Raw genomic sequence first — 19929 nt, forward strand, 5'->3', positions numbered from 1 at the left:
TCGGGTGCTGCCGCGTCCGTCGCCGACGGGATGGCGGCCGTCGCGCTCGGCACCGACACCGGCGGCTCGATCCGGATCCCGGCCGCGCTGTGCGGGCTGACGGGCTTCAAGCCGACCGCGAGCCGGATTCCGAAGCAAGGCGGCGTGCCGCTGTCGACGACACTCGATTCGTTCGGCCCGATCGGGCTGACGGTCGCATGCTGCGCACTCGTCGACCGGATGCTCGCGGGCCTCGAGCCGCACGTGCCCGCCGCGCGGCCGCTCGAGGGCGTTCGGCTCGGCGTGCTGACGAACTACGTGACGGACGGCGTCGATGCCGACGTCGCCGCTGCACTCGACACCGCGCTCAAGCACCTCGAAGCCGCGGGCGCGATCGTCAGCGAGGTGCGCTTCGCCGCGCTCGATCGGCTGCCGGAAGTCAACCGCTTCGGCTTCTCGCCGATCGAGGCCTATGCGTGGCACCGGCCGCTGCTCGCACGGCATCGCGAGCGCTACGACCCGCGCGTGCTGTCGCGCATCCTGAAGGGCGAGCCGGCCAGCGCAGCCGACTATCTCGACCTGCTCGCCGCGCGCGACGCGATGCTCGACGAAGCCGCGCACACGGTCTGGTCGCGCTTCGACGCGCTCGTCGCGCCGACCGTGCCGGTCGTGCCGCCGCGTATCGCGGAACTGGAAGCGGACGACGACGCGTTCGCGCGCACCAACGCGCTGATCCTGCGCAACCCGAGTGCGTTCAATTTCCTCGACGCGTGCGCGCTGTCGCTGCCGTGCCATGCGCGCGACGCGGCGCCGGTCGGCCTGATGCTCGCCGCCGCGCCGCATCGCGACGATGCACTGCTCGCGGTCGGCCAGGCGGTGGAGGCGGTACTGAAGACGATCCGCTGACCCGCGGCGGGTTGCGGCGGGTATCGAGGGTACGGCGGGGTGCCGCAAGTGCGGCTGTCAGTTTCGTGCCAGTTCGTTCGCGCTAAAATCGCGCGATTGTTGAACGGACCGACCAACGAGGAACCTCGCCCGACCATGAACGATTACCTGCTTGCGCTACGCCGTGAACGCCGCCTGCTGATGCTGCTCGGCTGGGTTTGCATTGCCCTCCTTGCCGGTGCGCTTTACCTGCAGTACGTGAAGAACGAGGATCCGTGCCCGCTGTGCATTATCCAGCGCTACTTCTTCGCGACGATCGGCATCTTCGCGTTCCTCGCCGCCGGGATGCGGCACTGGCGCGGCATCTGGCTGCTTGAGCTGCTGATCGCGATCTCCGCGGCGGGCGGCGTCGGCACGGCCGCGCGGCATCTGTCGATCCAGATGAACCCCGGCTTCAGCTGCGGCTTCGATACGCTGCAGCCGATCGTCGACAGCCTGCCGCCCGCACACTGGTTCCCCGGCATGTTCAAGGTCGCGGGGCTGTGCGAGACGGTCTACCCGCCGATCTTTGGCATCCTGCTGCCCGGCTGGGCGCTGATCGGCTTCGCCGCGATCCTGGTCCTGGTCGCTGTGAGCCTCTGGCGCAACCGCCGCAAACTTGTGGCCTGAACGGCGACGCGCGAAGCAAAGCCGGCCGCGCCCGATCGGCAACCGCCCGTCCGGGTGCGCCGGGCCCGGCCGCAAGGACCGCACGGGCCTGCCGGGTCAAACCGGCGGCATGCAACCGGGGGCGTTCGGCCAGCACCGCTTTCCCGCCCGTTTTCGCGCCCGTTTTCGCGCCCGTTTTCGCGCCCGTTTTCGCGCCTGGTTTCGTGCCCGTTCCGCGCTCGGTTCCCCGCCCGTTCGCCGGCCCCGCGCGGCCTTCCGCACGATGCCGGCCGCGTAGTTCGAGCGTAAACCCCAGCGCCGCGCGATTCCGCCGTTCCACGCGCACCGTGCCGCACGCCGCGTCGTCTCGCTGCCCGCCGAGTCAGGCCCCGCAGAGCACTGCCGTGACCGCATTTTGGCCCGATGCACGGCCATCCGGCCCTCGACGTCCCGCGACGGGCCTATGATCGACATGATCGCCATCTGATAGCGCGAATCAACGCCGGCCCATATTCCGGCCGCGCGACAGTGCTATCGTGACGTCTGGATGGCGATCTACGTGCGCGAGGCCGGGCGGTCTCGACTCCCTGCGTAACGCGCGCCTGATCCGCAATGTCGACTGGATTCATCATGACAACGCACACCATCCGCATCCGTCACCCTCATGGCGTTCCCGCGTCCCGCTCCGGGACTGCCGCGCTCAAGCCGCGCGCCAGCGCCCGGCCCGCCTCGCTCCCGACTGGCGTCTGCGCCGCGCCCGCCAGCCCGCGCCGCGCGTCGTGCACCGATCTTCCGGGAGCATGCTGATGGAACCCTGGCTCGGCGATCTCCAGCAACTGCTCGCGCATGGCGAAGCGGCCGTGCTCGTGACGGTCGCGCACACCGACGGCTCCGCGCCGCGCGAAGCGGGCACCAAGATGCTCGTGACACGCGACACCGCGCGCTACACGATCGGCGGCGGTCATCTGGAATGGCGCGCGATCGAAATCGCACGGCACCTGCTGAAGGACGGCGCGCATGTGTCCCATGCACGCAAGCTCGAGCGGCTCGCGCTCGGCCCGAGCCTCGGCCAGTGCTGCGGCGGGGCCGTCGTGCTCGCGTTCGAGCGGCTCGACGTCGGCGATCTCGGCTGGATCATGTCGCTCGCGAAACGCGTCGCGGCAGGCGCCGCGACCGTGCGTAGCGTATCATTCGGCCCCTCGCCGGGCGCGCCGCTGCTGAGCGAACCGGAACCGGCCGCCGCACACGCCGATTGCCTGCTGTGGGAAACCGGCGGCGTGGCGCTGATGACCGAGACGATCGCGCCATACGCGTTCCCGGTCGTGCTGTTCGGCGCCGGGCACGTCAGCACCGCGCTCGTCAAGGTGCTCGCGACGCTGCCTTGCCACGTGCGCTGGGTCGACCGGCGCGACGCGCCGTTCCCGCCATCGGACACGCTCGTGGGCATCGGCAACCTGACGATCGACGCCAGCGACACGCCGGACGACGCCGTCGACAACGCGCCGCCGCAGGCCTACTTCATCGTGATGACGCACGACCACGCACGCGACCTCGTGCTCGCCGAGCGCATCCTGCGGCGCGGCGACTATGCGTATTTCGGGATGATCGGCTCGCATGCGAAGCGCGTGCAGTTCGACCATCGCCTCGCGGCGATCGGCATCGATCCGGCCCAGCTCGCGCGGATGCGCTGCCCGATCGGCGTCGAAGGCATCGTCGACAAGGCGCCCGAAGTGATCGCGATCTCGGTGGCCGCGCAGTTGCTGCAGGCTGTCGAGGCAAACGCGCCGGCGCACGCTTCCCCTACTCTCTGACCGACCAAGAAGAACGCCATGACCCCGACCTTCAAAGACAAGATCGCCCGCGCACCGAAAGCGGAGCTGCACATCCATATCGAAGGCTCGCTCGAACCCGAGCTGATCTTCGCGCTTGCGAAGCGCAACAACGTGAAGCTCGCGTACGACACGATCGACGCGCTGCGCGCCGCTTATGCGTTCACCGACTTGCAGTCGTTCCTCGACATCTACTACGCGGGCGCGAGCGTGCTGCTCACCGAGCAGGATTTCTACGACATGACGGCTGCGTACTGCGAGCGTGCGCTCGCGGACAACGTCGTCCACACCGAGCTGTTCTTCGACCCGCAGACGCATACCGAGCGCGGTGTGCCGATCGCGACCGTCGTCGCCGGCATCGACCGCGCGCTCGCCGACTATGAGCAGCGCGGCCTGTCGAGCAGGCTGATCCTGTGCTTCCTGCGCCACCTTTCGGAAGAAGACGCACTCGCGACGTTCGACGCCGCGCTGCCGCTTTTCGAGCAGTACGCACATCGCCTAATCGGCGTCGGCCTCGACTCGTCCGAGCGCGGCAATCCGCCGTCCAAGTTCGCGCGCGTGTTCGAGAAAGCGCGCGCGCTCGGCCTGAAGCTCGTCGCGCATGCAGGCGAGGAAGGCCCGCCCGCGTATGTGTTCGAAGCGCTCGACCTGCTGAAGGTCGAGCGCATCGATCATGGCGTGCGCAGCATCGAGGATGAAGCGCTCGTCGAGCGTCTCGCCGCGACGCGCATGCCGCTGACGGTCTGTCCGCTGTCGAACCTGAAGCTGTGCGTGTTCGACGACATGGCGAAGCACACGCTGAAGTCGCTGCTCGAACGCGGCGTCGCGGTGACGATCAACTCCGACGATCCGGCCTACTTCGGCGGCTACGTCAACGACAACTATTTCGCCACGGTCGAGGGGCTGCGCCTGACGGACGCGGAAGTCCACACCGTGATCCGCAACGGCTTCGAGGCATCGTTCGTCGACGCCGCGCAACGCGACGCGCTGACCGCGCGTCTCGATGCTTACTGGCACGCCGGGCACGCCGCCTGAGAATGCGACGATGACGTTCGCTCCGTTGCCGAGATCGATGACAGGCCCCTGCTGCATGTTCCTCACGTGCGGCAGGTCGCCGCAGCACCGCCGGCGCCGCTCGGGCGGCGCTGGCCGATTCCTTTCCAACGCAGGACGAACGTTATGACGCAAACCGCTTTCCGTGCCCAGTTGCTGACCTTCACCGGCGACCCCGGACAATCCGGCCAGGCCGCGCACTACGAGGCCGACGGCCTGCTGATCGTCGACGACGGCAAGGTCGTCGCGGCCGGCGCGCATGCGCAGCTCGCGCCGACGCTCGCGCGCGACGCGCTCGTGCACGATCTGCGCGACAAGCTGATCGTGCCCGGCTTCATCGATACGCACATCCACTATCCGCAGACGGACATGATCGCGTCGCCGGCCCCCGGCCTGCTGCCGTGGCTCGACAAGTACACGTTCCCGACCGAGCGGCAGTTCGGCGACGCCGGGCATGCGCGCGAAGTCGCGGAATTCTTCGTCGACGAACTGCTCGCGTGCGGGACGACAAGCGCACTCGTCTACTGCACGGTGCACAAGCAGTCGGCGGACGCCCTCTTCGCCGCGAGCGACGCGCGCGACCTGCGGATGATCGCGGGCAAGGTGCTGATGGACCGCAACTGCCCCGAATTCCTGCGCGACACCGCGCAATCGGGCTACGACGACAGCGCCGAGCTGATCAACCGCTGGCACGGCCACGGCCGCCAGATGTACGCGCTCACGCCGCGCTTCGCGCCGACGTCGACCGAGGCGCAGCTCGAGGCCTGCGGCGAACTCGCGCGCCGCCATCCGGACGTGTTCGTGCAGAGCCACGTCGCCGAGAACGTCGACGAGGTGAAATGGGCGGCCGAGCTGTTCCCCGGCCACCGCAGCTATCTCGACATCTACGATCACTACGGGCTGCTGCGCCGCCGCGCGGTGTACGGCCACTGCATCCATCTCGACGACGAGGACCGCCGCCGGATGGCCGAAACGGGCACTGTGGTCGCGCACTGCCCGACATCGAACTTCTTCCTCGGCAGCGGCCTGTTCGACTTCGACAAGGCCGGCGAATACGGCGTGCCGGTCGCGCTCGCGACCGACGTCGGCGGCGGCACGTCGTTCTCGATGCTGCAGACGATGAACGAGGCGCACAAGGTCGCGCGGCTGTCGGGGCACCACCTGAGCGCGACGCGGATGTTCTGGCTCGCGACCGCGGGCGCCGCGCACGCGCTCGACCTCGCGGACACCGTCGGCACGCTCGCGCCGCGCACCGAGGCGGACTTCGTCGTGCTCGATCCGCAGGCGACGCCGCTGCTCGCGCGCCGCACGAAGCGCGCGGAATCGCTCGAGGAGCTGCTGTTCGCGTTCGCGCTGCTCGGCGACGACCGGGCCGTGTACCGGACCTACGCGGCCGGCCGCTGCGTGCACGAGCGCGGCGCACCGCGCCGCGCGGCCTGACCGCACGCTGGCCCGCGCACGTCACGCGTTGCGTACCGGGCTGGCCGGGCGGCCCGCGCCGCACGCCGGCGCCCGAATCGCTTTCCGGCGCCGTACGCGCCGTGCTAGAATCCGCTCCTCATTGGGGAGTAGCCGCTCCGCTCGATGTCCCGCGCCTTCGGCGCGCATCGTGACGGGGGCGTCCGTCAACAGACTTGGCCATTTGGCCATGGCGGACGCAGCCACCGAAGGCCTGGCGAGACCGATGGTTCACTGCGTGCCGCATCTGGGCCCGGCGCGCGGTGGATCGTCGCTCGCACGCACAACAACAGGCCCGCGGAACTCCGTACGTGTCCCAAGCCTTCCTGATCTCCACTGGTGCCGTCGCCCTCGCAGAAATCGGCGACAAGACCCAACTGCTTTCCCTCGTGCTCGCTGCGCGTTACCGCAAGCCCGTGCCGATCATTCTCGGCGTGCTCGTCGCGACGCTCGTCAACCACGGCTGCGCAGGCGCGCTCGGCGAATGGCTCGGCGCGCTCGTCACGCCGTCGATCATGCGCTGGGCGCTCGCGTTCTCGTTCATCGGGATGGGGCTGTGGATCCTCGTGCCGGACAAGCTCGATGCCGACGAGGCCAACGCGAACCGCTCGCGGCTCGGCGTGTTCGGCGCGACCTTCGTCGCGTTCTTCCTCGCCGAAATGGGCGACAAGACCCAGATCGCGACCGTCGCGCTCGCCGCGCGCTTCCAGGATTACGTCGGTGTCGTGGCCGGCACGACGCTCGGCATGATGCTCGCGAACGTGCCGGCAATCCTGCTCGGCGACCGCTTCGCGCACCGCCTGCCGACGAAGGTCGTGCACGGCATCGCGGCCGTGTTGTTCGTCGTGCTTGGCGCGCTGGCGCTGTTCGGCGTCGGCGTGTAAGCCGCGCCGCGCGCATCCCGGGCAGAGGTGCCGCGGCGCCTGACACGCAATAAAGAAGGGCCGGTCTGCCGGCCGGACCGCTCGCCGCCTGGTCCCGCGTTACTGCGTTACTTCGAAGCCGCGGCGCCGGACGCAGGCGCGGCCGGCACCGCGCGCTCGTTGGCGGCCGGCATCGCAGGCCCGCCATGCTTGTCGACCGGCAGCCGCACCGTACGCACCGCGCCATTGCCGAGCGGGAAATCGGCGAGCGCGCTACGCGCGAGGAACGGCATCGCGTACAGCAGCGCGCCATTGTCGCCGGTCGTGCGCGCGGTCACGTTGTACACCTCCTTGCCCGTCGCCCTCTCGGTGATCCGGATGCCGAGCGTGTAGTCGAACACCTGGTACGTCTGGTTCACGTAGCCGGCCGGCATCGGACCCCAGGGCCCCCACGGACCCCACGGCCCGCGCCGCCAGTACGGCCCCGGAAACCACGGGTCGTAATAGGCGGGCTGCGGCACCGTCACGAGATCGCTGCCGACGCCGTACGTCAGCCCGACCAGATAGCGGGCGCTCGCCTGCGGCACCTGGCGGAACGCATACGCAGTCAGTTCATTCGCAACGACAGGCTCGTAGGTCGACTGCTCGATGCTGTTCTTCTGCGCGTCGGTGCGCGTGAAGGCATAGGTGCGTGTCGCGTCGCTGCCGCTCCAGTCGGAGAAGGCCGTAACCTGCGTCGTCACATAGCTCGTGCAGCCCGCGAGCAGCGCCACGCACAGCGCCGCCGCCCATACTGCACCGCGATAAATCCGTTCGCGTTTCATGATCATCCTCGTCAATCCGTCACCCCGCCGCCGCGTCGCGCGAAACGCACGGGATGCCGATAATACGCGGACTGTCCGACCCGGTAAAAAGTTCGCGCGGCACGCGGCGTCAAGCCTTTGTACAATGGGCCGGTTCGCCGGGCCCGCGCCGCGCGCCCTACCCCGATTCCACCGACCTCGACGACCATGTCCGACAACGCCTCCTCCGCCGTGATCCGCCGCGCCGACTACACGCCGCCGGCCTTCCTCATCGATACCGTCGCGCTCGAATTCGACCTCGCGCCGGCCCGCACGATCGTCAGGAATACGATGCGCGTGCGCCGCAACCCCGACGCCGCCCCGGCCCCGCACCTGGAGCTGATGGGCGAAGTGCTCGAATTCGTCGGCGCGCAGCTGAACGGCGCACCGTGCACCGCACGTGCGCACGAACACGGGCTGACCGTCGAGAACGTGCCCGACGCGTTCGAGTTGACGCTCGAAAGCGCGTGCGCGCCCGACCAGAATACGACGCTGTCCGGCCTGTATGTGTCGAGCGGCAACTTCTTCACGCAGTGCGAGGCCGAAGGTTTCCGCCGCATCACCTACTTCCTCGACCGCCCCGACGTGATGGCGTCGTACACGGTGACGCTGCGCGCGGACAAGGCCGACTACCCGGTGCTGCTATCGAACGGCAACCTCGTCGAGGCCGGCGACCTGCCCGACGGCCGCCACTTCGCGAAGTGGGAAGACCCGTTCAGGAAGCCGAGCTACCTGTTCGCGCTCGTCGCGGGCAAGCTCGTCGCGCTCGAGGACAAGGTCACGACCGGCTCCGGCAAAGAAAAACTGCTGCAGGTGTGGGTCGAGGCGCACGACCTCGACAAGACCCGCCACGCGATGGATTCGCTGATCCACTCGATCCGCTGGGATGAAAAGCGCTTTGGCCTCGAGCTCGATCTCGACCGCTTCATGATCGTCGCGGTCGGCGACTTCAACATGGGCGCGATGGAGAACAAAGGGCTCAACATCTTCAACACGAAGTACGTGCTGGCGAACCCGGAAACGGCGACCGACACCGATTTCGCGAACATCGAATCGGTGGTTGGCCACGAGTACTTCCACAACTGGACCGGCAACCGCGTGACCTGCCGCGACTGGTTCCAGCTGAGCCTGAAGGAAGGCCTGACGGTGTTCCGCGACCAGGAGTTCTCGGCCGACATGGCGGCCGGCGACGACACGAACGCGGCGGCCCGCGCGGTCAAGCGCATCGAGGACGTGCGCGTGCTGCGCCAGCTGCAGTTCGCCGAGGATGCAGGCCCGATGGCGCATCCGGTGCGCCCGGAGAGCTACGTCGAGATCAACAACTTCTACACGATGACCGTCTACGAGAAGGGCTCGGAAGTCGTGCGGATGTACCAGACGCTGTTCGGCCGCGACGGCTTCCGCGACGGGATGGACCTGTACTTCCAACGCCACGACGGCCATGCGGTCACCTGCGACGATTTCCGCCATGCGATGGCGGACGCGAACGGCCGTGACCTCGCACAGTTCGAGCGCTGGTACAGCCAGGCCGGCACGCCGCGCGTAACGGTGAAGACCGCGTACGACGCGGCCGCACGCCGTTACACGGTCACGCTCGCACAAGGCTATGGCGACGCGTCGCCCGCCGCGCGCGAAACGCAGACGGGCCCGCTGCTGATTCCGTTCGCGATCGGCCTGATCGGCCGCGACGGCTGCGACCTCCCGCTGCGTCTCGACGGCGAGGCTGTCGCCGCCGGCACGACGCGCGTGCTCGACTTCACCGACGCCGAGCAGACCTTCACGTTCGTCGATGTGCCGGAACAGCCGCTGCCGTCGCTGTTGCGCAACTTCTCCGCGCCGGTGATCGTCGAGTACGACTACAGCGACGACGATCTCGCATTCCTGCTCGCGCACGACAGCGATCCGTTCAACCGCTGGGAAGCGGGCCAGCGCCTCGCGACGCGTGCGCTGCTGACGCTTGCCGCGCGCGCCGCCAAGAACGAGCCGCTGACGCTCGGCGAGAATTTCATCGCCGCGTTCCGCCGCGTGCTGACCGACGGCGCGCTGTCGCCGGCGTTCCGCGAGCTTGCGCTGACGCTGCCGTCCGAAACCTATCTCGCCGACCAGATGGCCGAATCCGATCCGGCCGCCGTGCATCGCGCGCGCCAGTTCGTGCGCCGCGAGCTCGCGACCGCGCTGCGCGCCGACTGGCTCGCCGCGTACGACGGCCACCAGACGCCGGGCGTCTATGAGCCGACGCCGGAAGCGTCCGGCCGCCGTGCGCTGAAGAACCTCGCGCTCGCGTACCTCGCGGAACTCGAGGATCCGGCCGACGCGGTGCGGCTCGCGGGCGCGCAGTACGACGCGGCAAACAACATGACCGATCGCGCGGCTGCGCTCGGCGCACTGCTGTCGGCCGCCGCCGCGGGCGCGAACGAACCGGCTGACCAGGCGCTCGCCGATTTCTACCGGCGCTTCGAGAAGGAAGCGCTCGTGATCGACAAGTGGTTCGCGATGCAGGCCGCGCAACGCGGCACGCCCGCGCATCCGACGCTCGACAAGGTCCGCAAGCTGCTCGCGCATCCGGCGTTCAACCTGAAGAACCCGAACCGCGCGCGCTCGCTGATCTTCAGCTTCTGCGCGGCGAACCCCGCGCAGTTCCATGCGGCGGACGGCTCGGGCTATGCGTTCTGGGCCGAGCAGGTGCTCGCGCTCGACGCGATCAATCCGCAAGTCGCCGCGCGCCTCGCACGCTCGCTCGAACTGTGGCGCCGCTTCACGCCCGCGCTGCGCGACCGGATGAAGGCCGCGCTCGAACAGGTCGCGGCCGGCGCGAAGTCGCGCGACGTGCGCGAAATCGTCGAGAAGGCGCTCGCGTAACGCAGTCGTCCGCGCTTCATCCTTCGCCGCAAGCGACAAAGCCGGCGCCGCTCGATGCGGCGCCGTTTTTTTATCCCGCTCTTTTTATCCATGTAACCGGACGAAAAAAGGCCGTAGGACGGCAGGCACGGCGGGTAAAATTGCGGCAGTTCAAGGATCCTTTGGCCTTTCGGAGTCTGTCATGTCCATTGCCCGCCGCACCACGCTGTCCAAGTTCCTGATCGAACAGCAGCGTGAGACCAACAACCTCCCCGCCGACCTCCGCCTGCTGATCGAAGTCGTCGCCCGTGCATGCAAGGCGATCAGCTACAACGTGCAGAAAGGCGCGCTCGGCGAAGCGCTCGGCACCGCCGGCAGCGAAAACGTCCAGGGTGAAGTGCAGAAGAAGCTCGACATCCTGTCGAACGAGATCCTGCTCGACGCGAACGAATGGGGCGGCAACCTCGCCGCGATGGCGTCGGAAGAAATGGAAACGTTCTTCCCGATCCCGGCGAACTATCCGCGCGGCGAATACCTGCTGGTGTTCGATCCGCTCGACGGCTCGTCGAACATCGACGTGAACGTGTCGATCGGCACGATCTTCTCGGTGCTGCGCTGCCCGGACGGCAAGCAGGCCACCGAGGAATCGTTCCTGCAGCCCGGCACGGAGCAGGTCGCGGCCGGCTACGCGGTGTACGGCCCGCAGACGGTGTTCGTACTGACGACCGGCAACGGCGTGAACTGCTTCACGCTCGACCGCGAAGTCGGCTCGTGGGTGCTCACGCAAAGCAACATGCAGATCCCGGCCGACACGCGCGAATACGCGATCAACGCATCGAACGCGCGCCACTGGTACGACCCGGTCAAGCGCTACGTCGACGAACTGAACGCCGGCAAGGACGGCCCGCGCGGCGACAACTTCAACATGCGCTGGATCGCATCGATGGTCGCCGACGTGCACCGCATCCTGAACCGCGGCGGCATCTTCATGTACCCGGCCGACAAGCGCACGCCCGATCGTCCGGGCAAGCTGCGCCTGATGTACGAGGCGAACCCGATGTCGTTCATCGTCGAGCAGGCTGGCGGCGCCGCGACGACGGGCACGCAGCGCATCATGGAAGTGCAGCCGACCGGCCTGCACCAGCGCGTGCCGGTGTTCCTCGGTTCGAAGAACGAAGTCGAACGCGTGACGGGCTACCACGCAGAAAGCGAAAGCAACTGATTGCACTGCAACACTAGACGGCATCGCGAGACGCAAGTACAATCGCGCCTCGCGATGCAGCTCCACGGGGTCGCATCGCGGTGAAGTGAAAGCGGGGAATCCGCCGGATCGAGAAGTTTCGCGAAACAGCAGCAGCAAGCTGAAAAAATTTCGCAAAACCTCTTGCCAAGGTCTCAGATTTCACCATATAATTTCATTTCTCTGCTGCCGGTGTAGCTCAGTTGGTAGAGCAGCGCATTCGTAATGCGAAGGTCGTAGGTTCGACTCCTATCTCCGGCACCAAGATTCAAAGGGCTGACAAGCAATCGCTTGTCGGCCCTTTATCTTTTCCGGGTCCGAATATTCACCGCGCACGCTGCGGACCACAATCTCCACACCACCCCGCCCTTCACCGGGCATCATGCGCACCTGGCGTCTCGAGCGACCGAACCTCAGCGGACAGCCGGACGTATCCGACCGAACGCGTCGCGAACTTCGATCCGTCGTCGAATCCCGGTTCGACGGTGCTCATCCACAAACAGCCCGGCAACGTATCGCGCATCGATTACCCGTTGCGCGACGATGAGGATACCGAAGCGGCTGTGAAGCCGGAGAACGTGATGCCGCTTCGCATTGCGTGCTTTGCGTGCGTTGCGCGAGACGAAGTCGCACTCGGACGCACGTGACGTGCGACCGGCTTGCCACCTGACACTGGTCTCGCCAAATAGATAGTAGTACGACGCATTATGCGCGACGACAGTCGGCTCACAGCATGCATCGGCTCGCCGCCCATCCTTACATACTCATTTCGGCGCGCAGCGCACACACGCACGCACGCGTCGGCGTGGGCAGACAATTTCCTTGGATATTCCCGTTCCGGGTGCATAACATTACTTAACGATTCCGACCCGTCTATCGCGCTACATTGCGGGGGCGACGACCGGTCGACTCAATTCATCAACAGGAGAGAACCAACATGACTCATGGCTTGATAATGTGGCTGATCATCGGCGCGATCGCCGGCTGGCTTGCTGGCGTGCTCGTCAAGGGCGGCGGCTTCGGGCTCATCGTCGACATCATCGTCGGGATCGTCGGTGCAATCATCGGCGGCTGGCTCGCGGGGCTGCTCGGCATCCACATCGGCAGCGGCTTCATTGGTTCGGTGATCACTGCCGTGATCGGCGCGGTGATCCTGCTGTTCGTGATCCGTCTGTTCAAACGAGCGACCTGACGTTCGTCCAGGCGCGCGGCACGGCCGCCGCGCGCCGGCACTTCAACGACGCCGGCTGCCGCGCAGCCACCCGTCGAGCACATCCGTCGTCAGCAGCCCGCTGCGTGCGTCGCGCCCGCCATCGCGTCCGACCCACAGCGTGCGCGGCATTTCCCCTCGCCATCCCGCATCGAGCGCCGCGCGCAAACGCTCCGGCATCGCATCGGCATTCGCATACTGCGCGACCTGCGGCGGCAGGTTCATCTGCGCGAGCGCCTGCTCGATCGCCGCACTGTTCTCGTCATACGCATCCATCGCGATCATCGCGACCTGCACGTCCGGATGACGGCGCTGCCATGCGACGAGATGCGCGGCGTTCTCGCGACAGTAGCCGCAGTCGAGCGACCAGATCTCGATTGCGAGCGGCCGCTCACGCGCGGTGTCGAACAGCCGCGCGACGTCAGCCGCGCGCAGTGGCTGCAACGCGCCAGCCGATACAGACACGCACCAGAGCGCGATGCTCGCCAGCAGAATCAGCCGCTTCATTGCCCGCCCTCCACCGCGATCAGCCGATAACCATCGTTGCCGGTGCGCCACGACAGGTAGATGCGTCCCGCGTCGTCGAGCAGTTGCGGGTTGTCGCTCGCGCCCGACGTCGACGCGATCTCGCGCGGCGCCGACCAGTTCGCGCCGCGATCGTCCGAGCGGCGCAGCTTGATCCGCATCGTGTCGCCGTCGAAGGCCTTCCACGCGAGCCACACGACATCGCCGCGCGCGACGAGCGCGGCATGCGACGCCTGCTCGCCGGGCGCCGCCGGATTCGCGCCGAAGGCCCACGCGGCGGCGAGCGGCTCGCCGTTTGCGCCGATCCGCGAATAGAACACGTCCGCGCGGCCGTCGACGACGCCGAACCACGCGAGGTGGCGCGTGCCGTCGGACGTGATCGCGAGCGCCGGGCCGTGATCGGGGCACGCCTCGACGTGCCAGTTCGAAAACGTCGCGCGCAGCGGCGTGACCGGCGTGTCGGCCGACGCGGGCAGCACCGCGAGCGCGTGATCGCGGATCTGTCCGGGGAACACGTTGCGCCACGCAGCCTCGACGCGCCCGGCCGGGTCGACCGTCATCGCGATCCGGCAGCACTCGCACGTGTGATCGGTCACCTTGCGTTCCGGCTCGAACGACGCGCCGCCGTCGCGCGACACTGCGTAGTAGACCGCCGCGCCGTCGTAGGCCTGCCCCGCCGCCTTCGCCGCGCTCAGGTCGCGCTTGTCGATCCACGCGAGATAGATCCGGCCCGCCGGATCCACCGCCATCATGTCGAAGCGGTGCGTAATCATCTGCCGGTCGCGATGCACGGTGATCGGCACGCTCCACGTCGCACCGCCATCCAGCGAGCGGGAAAAGCGCACCATCCCCGTATAGGGCGCATCGAGCGGCATCGACCACGACACATAGATCGCGCGGCCGTCCGGACTCGTCGCCACTTTCGGGCGGTTCTCCGCGCTGGTGTAGATCGGCTCGGGCATCGCGTTGACGGTGACCGGCGCCGACAGCGTGCGGCCCGCGTCGTCCGAGTGCGCGACGACGACGTGCTCCCCTTCGACCCACGCGACCCACAGCCGATGCCGCGCGTCGAACGCGGCCCCTGTCGCGCGCGGCTGCTTTTGCGGCGCGCTCGCGGCCGGCATTCCCGTATGCGCGGCATGCGGATCGGCGGGTTGCGCCATATCATGCGCACCGGCGGCCGACACGGCCGCGAGCCACAGAGCGCATCCAGCCGCGAAAGATTTCACAGCGACCATTTCAATTCTCCAAAGAACGTGCGGCCCGGATACGGGTGGAACACGTAGTAGCGGCGGTCCGTCAGGTTGTCGATGCCGACCGACGCGACCCAGTGCCGGTCGAAGCGGTAGCGCGCCTTCAGGTCGACGACCGTATACGAGCTGGTGCCGCCGTAGACGTCCGGATTCACGTCGCTGTTGTCGAGCGCGTTGAACTGGCGTCCCGAATAGCGGACGCCGACGCTCGCGAGCCAGTGCTCGTCGAACCGGTACGACGCGAGCAGGTTCGCGCGCATCCGCGGGATGCGCGGAAAGCGCGAGCCGACGTACGCGGGGTTCGCCGCGTCAGCGAGGATCTGCGCGTTGCTCGCCGTCACGTTCGCATCGACGTCGAGCCCCTTCAGCCCGACGTTCTGCCCGCTGAACGCGAGCTCGACGCCACGCACGCGAACGCGGTCGACGTTCGAGATGTTCGTGATCGTCGACGCACCGGACACCGTCGTCTGGCTGTAGATCGAATCGCGCAGGTCGCTCTGGAACACGCTCGCACGCACGACGCCGACCCCGACGTCGCGCTCGGCCGTGAAGTCCCAGTCGATCGCCTTTTCGGGTTTCAGGCCCGGGTTGTTGTTGACGATCGCGTTGTTCGAGATCGTGCCCTGGAACAGTTCGCCGACCGTCGGGAAGCGCGTGCCGGTCGCGAACGACAGGCGGAAGCGCCAGACGTCCGTCGCATCCCACTGCAGCGCGACCTTCGGCGACAGCGCGTTCGCGCCGCGATCCGCATAGCCGAGCGTGCCGTTCGCGTTGCCGAGCGTGCCGCCGTACGCATCCCAGCGCTCGTAGCGCAGGCCGAGCGTCGCGAGCCAGCCCGGCGCGAAGCGCCACGCGTCCTGCGCGAACAGCGCCTGCGTGCGCGTGTCGCCGCGGTAGACGCTCGCGAGCGACGTCGTCGGCCCGGCCAGCCAGTCGGCCGTGTTGTACGTGACGTTGCGCAGGAAGTAGTTGTCGTAGTGGTAGCCGAACGTGAACGTGTGCCCCTTCACGTCGGGCGCCTCCGCCTTCAGGTCGAGCGTGCGCCAGCCGGTGCCGTCGCCCTGGAACAGCGTGCCCGCGCCGCCCTGCGCGGTCGACGCCGCGCGCTGCACGTCGCGCGACACGTCGTACGCGGACACGACGCCCGACAGCCGCCAGCCGGAATCGAGCCGCGCGTTCAGTCCGAGCGCGTACAGCCAGTTCTCCTGGTCGCCGCGCTGCGGCGCGAACGCATTCGGCGCGACCGTCATGTTCTGCCCGCCGATCGACACGTTGCCGCCGTACACGGGATTACCCGCCGCGTCGCGCAGGAACGTCTCGCCGTGCTGCCGGTAATGGTTCTCCCAGTGGCCGAGCGTGAGTGTTGCGTCGACGTGGTCCGTGAACGCGTACCCCATCCGCACGGTCTCGTTGATCTGCTCGGTGCGTTCGAGCGACTGCGCGCCAACGATCGTGCGCGGCTTGCCGTTCGGCCCGATGTCGGTCGCCGCGCCCGTCACCGGCACCGCGGCGCCGAGCTTCGGGTTGTATGCCGCAGTCGGGCTCGCGTACTGCATCGGCTGCCCGTTGTTCTCGAGCCGGTCGAGCGACAGCGCGAACCAGAAGCGGCCGACACGGTTCGCGATCCGCGCGGTCTGGTGGTTGCCGCCGAAGCTGTCGGCGAACCCGTAGCCGTCGTGATAACGCTGCGTGAAGAACTGCGTCGACAGCGACGCTTCGAGCTTGTCGGGCCGGCGCGTCGTGAGCAGCACGGTCGAGCCGATCGCGTTGCCGGGATACAGCGCGGAAAACGGGCCGTACAGCACGTCGACCCGCGCGATGTCGTCCGGCGGAATCAGCGACCAGCGCGGCGGATACGCGTAGCTCGAGCCGAGCAGGTTCGACAGCAGCAGGCCGTCGGCGTAGACGAGCCCGCGCGCGCTCTGCAGCTCGTTGAAGTCGCGGCCCGCGAACACCGCGTTGCGGTCGCCGATGTAGCGCTTGCGCACCATCAGGTTCGGCGCGTACTTCAGCGCGTCCTCGGTGTTGACGTTGGTGTGCGCGTCGATGCGCTCGCGCGTGATCGACTCGACGACGGCCGGCGTGTCGGGATCGACCGGCTGCCGTTGCGCGGTCACGCTGACGGCGCTCAGCATATCGCCGGCCGCGGCCGGCCCGGCCGTCGTGACGGCAGGCGCCGCGGCGGATGGGCGACGCGCGTCCGTGGCGGGTTCACGTGCGGGATCGACGCGCGTGGCGTCCGGTTGCGCCGCGTACGCGGCAGGCCAAGCGAATGCGGTCGCGCAGGCAAGCGCGAGCGGGCCGCGCGACGATCGCGCGGCAACGGTGAACGACATGGATGATTTCCTGAAAACGTGATCGAACACCGCCCGCTGCCGGTCGGCGCGACGCGCCGACACGGGCGCGCCGCGCGCAGCCTGCCACGCGGGCGGATGCGCGCCGTCAGGCGCGCGCGAAATCAGATCGAGACGGTTTCAGGTGGGGCGCGCGGCTGGGCAAGGCGAATGCCGTTGCGCACAAAGACAGGAACGGACGGTGCCGGCGTGCGGATTGCGAAGGTCCGCACGAAGCCCGGCATCGCAGGCAGGCTCGCGCCGAGCGCGACGTTCGCCGCGAAGCCGGGACAGTACACGCAGTGCGGCACGCCCGAGTGATCGAACGACGAATTGTCGTGATCGTCGGCGGCCTGCGTGAGCACGACGTGACGTGCGCCCGCGGCACTGCACAACTCGAGCGTGAGCTCTCCGGAGCCGCTCGACGCAACACGCGCATAGCCGATGACGGGCGACAGTACGTTCAGTACCAGCGCCAGCCAGACGAGGCCGATCCATCGCGTCGTTCGTTTCATCGGGGTCCAGGAAAAAGTGCGCGCAAGTATAACAAGGGCCGGGATTGTTGCCGATTCTGCAGACAGTAATGATCGGGATCACATTGCGCGCCGGAACGCATGTGCCGTTAATACAACAGAGACAAAATCTAACGATTCGTTTCTGGCATAAATTCGAGCGCGAGGCTGATAATTATTGGACCTGCTGGAGAAACGATCATGGACGAAAAGCCGCTTCGCATGCCGCCCCCGGACCAAGTGATGAGCCCGGATCCGGAACCCGTTGGCGTGGAATTCCTCGCCGAGTTGCCCGACCACGTGCGGGCGTTCTTCGACGAACAGCACAAGCTGTATTCGCCGAAGTGAACGGGCATTCCGCTCAGTAACCGCCGCGTGTCGACGCTCGAAACCGTGCGGTACATCATCGCTGCGCATTTGCCGCAGTTCGCCTCGCACCCGGGTCGCAATGGCCTGACGGTGCCGGATCGGCTCGTCCGCTGATTCTCCTGTCGCGTCGCCACGCCGCGCGACTGTCTTCGTCTATTCTTCTGTTTTTCCACTTTCGGCCCGTCCGGCTCCCGATCGTCCCGATGAAGCATTCCATTCGCGCCGGCCTTGCGGCGGTAGCGCTCGGCATCGCCCTCTTCTCCGCACCGCTGGTCGTCCATGCCGATGGCGACGATACGGCCCTGACCAACCTCGTCGCGCTCGCTTCGCAGCGGCTCGCGCTCGCCGAACCGGTGGCGCGCTGGAAATGGGCGAATCACAAGCCGATCGAGGATCCTGCGCGCGAAGCGGAACTGCTCGCTTCGGTCGAGCAGCGTGCGGCGCGGGCCGGCGTCGATCCGGCATTCGCGCGGACCTTCTTCGAGGACCAGATCGCGGCAAGCAAGGACGTGCAGAACGCGCTGTTTGCTGCGTGGCGCGCGACCCGACCACCGGAAGGCGCGCCGCCCGATCTCGCGACGAGCACTCGCCCGAAGCTCGACCGGCTGACGCAGGCGATGCTCACGGGGCTTGCACAGGTCGAACCGCTGCGCGCGGCTCCCGACTGCCAGGCGCGGCTCGCGCGCAGCATCGCGAACTGGAAATCGTTGACGCGCTATGACGCAGGCCAGGCGCAGGCGCTCGGCACCGCGTTGTCGCATGTGTGCGCGGCAGGCGGCGCGAGCGCGATCGGCTGACGCTGACTCGCACCGGTCAGCCGGTAGCCGGTGAGCCAGTCAGCCCGCAGGCGCGAGCACCGCGAGCGGGATCAGTTGCAGCCCGCGCGACAGGTGCGTCTGCAGCAGACGATAGGTGAACGGCTCGAACTCGCCCGCCGATTCACCTGCCGATTCACCTGCCGATTCACCTGCCGCTTCGCCGGCGGCGAGCCGCGCGGCCGCCTCGAGCGACTCCGCCACGCCGAGATAGCGCCAGCCGTCGATCACATGGAACAGCGCCCGCTCGCCGTGCGCTTCGAACGCCACCGCGCCGTCGAACGGCCACGGTGCCTGCGCGCCGGCGCGCGCCGCGTCCGCCGCCGGACGACGATTGAATGCAGGCCGCAAGCGCGCAATCCACTGCGCTTCGGTGAGCATCGAGCCAAGTTCGTTGCCGGTCTCCCGCCATTCGATGCGCCGCACCTGCTGTGCGAGGCGCATTTCCTTCGACGAACGCCGCTCGCCGGTCAGCAGCGAGCGCAACCGTTGCCGCACGCGTACGCTGCGCCCGACATACAGCGGCGCATCGTCCTCACCGAACAGCGCATAGGCACCGCATCCCGCCGGCGCGGTGTCGAGCCACGCTTCAGTGATCCCGCCGGCGAGGCGGAAATACCGCGTCGTGCGCGCGATCTGGTCGCGCAAGCGCTCGAGCGGCACGATGTCATGCAACAAGCGCCAGAACTGCCAGAGCAGGTCGGCGTCCGCGAGCGCGCGATGCCGTGCGGACGGCACGAGGCCATGCCGCTCGACCAGCGCGTCGAGCCCGTGACGCGACTCGCGCGGGAACAGCGCGCGCGACAGCCGCACGGTGCACAACACATCGGGATTGAATGCGAAACCCGCGCGCTCGAATTCGGCGCGCAGGAAGCCACGGTCGAAGCTCGCGTTGTGCGCGACGAACAGCTTGCCGTCGAGCCGCTCGAACAATGCGGGCGCAAGCGATGCAAACGACGGGGCATCGCGCACCATCGCATCGGAGATGCCCGTCAGCTGCTGAATGAATGGCGGAATCGGCTGACCGGGATTGACGAGCGACGTCCACGTCGACACGCCATGCGGGCCGATCTCGACGACACCGATTTCAGTGATGCGATGCTCGGCGGACGAACCGCCAGTGGTCTCGAGGTCGACGAAAACGAGCGGAAGGTCGCGGGCGGGATCAGGCAGGCGGGAATCGGACATGAAAGGACTGGGAAACGGCGCTTCCGTGAGTATGCACCGGCATGCGCGTCGACGGCCAGCACGAACCGATCGCAGAATGATCTGCCGCT

The 19929-nt window shown here is 67.8% G+C and carries 17 protein-coding genes, 1 tRNA gene and 1 riboswitch; of the genes, 12 read left to right on the forward strand and 6 right to left on the reverse strand.

Going from position 1 to position 19929, the window contains the following annotated elements; translation table 11 throughout:
- The 6 genes from G3N94_RS14890 to G3N94_RS14915 form a co-directional block, all read left to right on the forward strand.
- Positions 1–885: amidase (locus G3N94_RS14890; protein WP_241021861.1), on the forward strand; the 885-nt coding region annotated here is incomplete at its 5' end.
- Between the two features lie 135 nt (positions 886–1020).
- Positions 1021–1533 carry a disulfide bond formation protein B gene (locus tag G3N94_RS14895; protein WP_205793234.1) on the forward strand — a complete coding sequence of 171 codons (513 nt, stop codon included), beginning with the start codon at positions 1021–1023 and terminating at the stop codon, positions 1531–1533.
- Between the two features lie 785 nt (positions 1534–2318).
- On the forward strand, positions 2319–3323 hold the full coding sequence (gene xdhC / locus G3N94_RS14900) for a xanthine dehydrogenase accessory protein XdhC (protein ID WP_205793235.1): 1005 nt from the start codon (positions 2319–2321) through the stop codon (positions 3321–3323).
- A gap of 18 nt (positions 3324–3341) precedes the next feature.
- The gene (locus tag G3N94_RS14905) at positions 3342–4376 is read left to right on the forward strand and encodes an adenosine deaminase (protein WP_205793236.1); all 1035 of its coding nucleotides are present in this window, start codon (positions 3342–3344) and stop codon (positions 4374–4376) included.
- A 144-nt stretch (positions 4377–4520) separates the two neighbouring features.
- A complete protein-coding gene (guaD, locus tag G3N94_RS14910) occupies positions 4521–5834 on the forward strand; it encodes a guanine deaminase (protein WP_205793237.1) in 1314 nt (437 codons plus the stop codon).
- A gap of 111 nt (positions 5835–5945) precedes the next feature.
- Positions 5946–6121: riboswitch (yybP-ykoY riboswitch) on the forward strand.
- Positions 6122–6163: 42 nt separating this feature from the next.
- Positions 6164–6736, forward strand: a complete 573-nt coding sequence (locus G3N94_RS14915) for a TMEM165/GDT1 family protein (protein ID WP_205793238.1) — start codon at positions 6164–6166, stop codon at positions 6734–6736.
- Positions 6737–6843: 107 nt separating this feature from the next.
- Here the strand turns inward: G3N94_RS14915 and G3N94_RS14920 are convergent, their stop codons facing one another.
- Entirely contained in the window at positions 6844–7539 is a 696-nt protein-coding gene (locus G3N94_RS14920) for a DUF4136 domain-containing protein (protein ID WP_205793239.1), read from the reverse strand.
- Positions 7540–7725: 186 nt separating this feature from the next.
- On the opposite strand from G3N94_RS14920, the gene pepN reads away from it, so the two are divergent.
- The 4 genes from pepN to G3N94_RS14940 all read left to right on the forward strand — a co-directional run bounded on the left by pepN (position 7726) and on the right by G3N94_RS14940 (position 12827).
- On the forward strand, positions 7726–10416 hold the full coding sequence (gene pepN / locus G3N94_RS14925) for an aminopeptidase N (protein ID WP_205793240.1): 2691 nt from the start codon (positions 7726–7728) through the stop codon (positions 10414–10416).
- Between the two features lie 181 nt (positions 10417–10597).
- On the forward strand, positions 10598–11617 hold the full coding sequence (locus tag G3N94_RS14930; RefSeq protein ID WP_205793242.1) for a class 1 fructose-bisphosphatase: 1020 nt from the start codon (positions 10598–10600) through the stop codon (positions 11615–11617).
- Positions 11618–11823: 206 nt separating this feature from the next.
- Positions 11824–11899: transfer RNA gene (locus tag G3N94_RS14935), tRNA-Thr, on the forward strand.
- A gap of 673 nt (positions 11900–12572) precedes the next feature.
- Positions 12573–12827, forward strand: coding sequence for a GlsB/YeaQ/YmgE family stress response membrane protein (locus G3N94_RS14940; protein WP_205793244.1), 255 nt, complete (start codon positions 12573–12575; stop codon positions 12825–12827).
- 42 nt (positions 12828–12869) lie between these two features.
- Here the strand turns inward: G3N94_RS14940 and G3N94_RS14945 are convergent, their stop codons facing one another.
- The 4 genes from G3N94_RS14945 to G3N94_RS14960 all read right to left on the reverse strand — a co-directional run bounded on the left by G3N94_RS14945 (position 12870) and on the right by G3N94_RS14960 (position 17471).
- On the reverse strand, positions 12870–13352 hold the full coding sequence (locus tag G3N94_RS14945) for a TlpA family protein disulfide reductase (protein WP_205793245.1): 483 nt from the start codon (positions 13350–13352) through the stop codon (positions 12870–12872).
- Positions 13349–14608, reverse strand: a complete 1260-nt coding sequence (locus G3N94_RS14950) for a sialidase family protein (protein WP_205793246.1) — start codon at positions 14606–14608, stop codon at positions 13349–13351. The genes G3N94_RS14945 and G3N94_RS14950 overlap by 4 nt, the downstream gene beginning before the upstream one ends.
- Entirely contained in the window at positions 14596–16959 is a 2364-nt protein-coding gene (locus G3N94_RS14955) for a TonB-dependent receptor (RefSeq protein WP_205793247.1), read from the reverse strand. The genes G3N94_RS14950 and G3N94_RS14955 overlap by 13 nt, the downstream gene beginning before the upstream one ends.
- 122 nt (positions 16960–17081) lie before the next feature.
- The gene (locus G3N94_RS14960; RefSeq protein ID WP_205793248.1) at positions 17082–17471 is read right to left on the reverse strand and encodes a DUF2946 domain-containing protein; all 390 of its coding nucleotides are present in this window, start codon (positions 17469–17471) and stop codon (positions 17082–17084) included.
- A gap of 198 nt (positions 17472–17669) precedes the next feature.
- Here G3N94_RS14960 and G3N94_RS14965 point away from each other — a divergent pair, with 198 nt between their 5' ends.
- Positions 17670–17816 carry a hypothetical protein gene (locus tag G3N94_RS14965; protein WP_185732276.1) on the forward strand — a complete coding sequence of 49 codons (147 nt, stop codon included), beginning with the start codon at positions 17670–17672 and terminating at the stop codon, positions 17814–17816.
- 224 nt (positions 17817–18040) lie between these two features.
- Complete coding sequence (locus tag G3N94_RS14970; protein ID WP_205793249.1) at positions 18041–18634, forward strand: chorismate mutase; 594 nt, start codon at positions 18041–18043, stop codon at positions 18632–18634.
- A 39-nt stretch (positions 18635–18673) separates the two neighbouring features.
- Here the strand turns inward: G3N94_RS14970 and G3N94_RS14975 are convergent, their stop codons facing one another.
- Positions 18674–19840: an exonuclease domain-containing protein gene (locus tag G3N94_RS14975; RefSeq protein ID WP_205793250.1), complete on the reverse strand. Its 1167-nt coding sequence runs from the start codon at positions 19838–19840 to the stop codon at positions 18674–18676.
- Positions 19841–19929 lie beyond the last annotated feature (89 nt).

The sequence above is a fragment of the Burkholderia sp. Ac-20353 genome, assembly GCF_017104785.1.
GTDB lineage: Bacteria > Pseudomonadota > Gammaproteobacteria > Burkholderiales > Burkholderiaceae > Burkholderia.

Bases quoted from the DNA above. Each gene is read 5' to 3' on its own strand.
- pepN (WP_205793240.1), top strand. From the start codon at position 7,726: ATGTCCGACAACGCCTCCTCCGCCGTGATCCGCCGCGCCGACTACACG.
- G3N94_RS14970 (WP_205793249.1), top strand. From the start codon at position 18,041: ATGAAGCATTCCATTCGCGCCGGCCTTGCGGCGGTAGCGCTCGGCATC.
- G3N94_RS14895 (WP_205793234.1), top strand. From the start codon at position 1,021: ATGAACGATTACCTGCTTGCGCTACGCCGTGAACGCCGCCTGCTGATG.
- G3N94_RS14955 (WP_205793247.1), bottom strand. From the start codon at position 16,959: ATGTCGTTCACCGTTGCCGCGCGATCGTCGCGCGGCCCGCTCGCGCTT.
- G3N94_RS14940 (WP_205793244.1), top strand. From the start codon at position 12,573: ATGACTCATGGCTTGATAATGTGGCTGATCATCGGCGCGATCGCCGGC.
- G3N94_RS14965 (WP_185732276.1), top strand. From the start codon at position 17,670: ATGGACGAAAAGCCGCTTCGCATGCCGCCCCCGGACCAAGTGATGAGC.
- G3N94_RS14975 (WP_205793250.1), bottom strand. From the start codon at position 19,840: ATGTCCGATTCCCGCCTGCCTGATCCCGCCCGCGACCTTCCGCTCGTT.
- G3N94_RS14945 (WP_205793245.1), bottom strand. From the start codon at position 13,352: ATGAAGCGGCTGATTCTGCTGGCGAGCATCGCGCTCTGGTGCGTGTCT.
- G3N94_RS14905 (WP_205793236.1), top strand. From the start codon at position 3,342: ATGACCCCGACCTTCAAAGACAAGATCGCCCGCGCACCGAAAGCGGAG.
- G3N94_RS14920 (WP_205793239.1), bottom strand. From the start codon at position 7,539: ATGAAACGCGAACGGATTTATCGCGGTGCAGTATGGGCGGCGGCGCTG.
- G3N94_RS14930 (WP_205793242.1), top strand. From the start codon at position 10,598: ATGTCCATTGCCCGCCGCACCACGCTGTCCAAGTTCCTGATCGAACAG.
- xdhC (WP_205793235.1), top strand. From the start codon at position 2,319: ATGGAACCCTGGCTCGGCGATCTCCAGCAACTGCTCGCGCATGGCGAA.
- G3N94_RS14960 (WP_205793248.1), bottom strand. From the start codon at position 17,471: ATGAAACGAACGACGCGATGGATCGGCCTCGTCTGGCTGGCGCTGGTA.
- guaD (WP_205793237.1), top strand. From the start codon at position 4,521: ATGACGCAAACCGCTTTCCGTGCCCAGTTGCTGACCTTCACCGGCGAC.
- G3N94_RS14950 (WP_205793246.1), bottom strand. From the start codon at position 14,608: ATGGTCGCTGTGAAATCTTTCGCGGCTGGATGCGCTCTGTGGCTCGCG.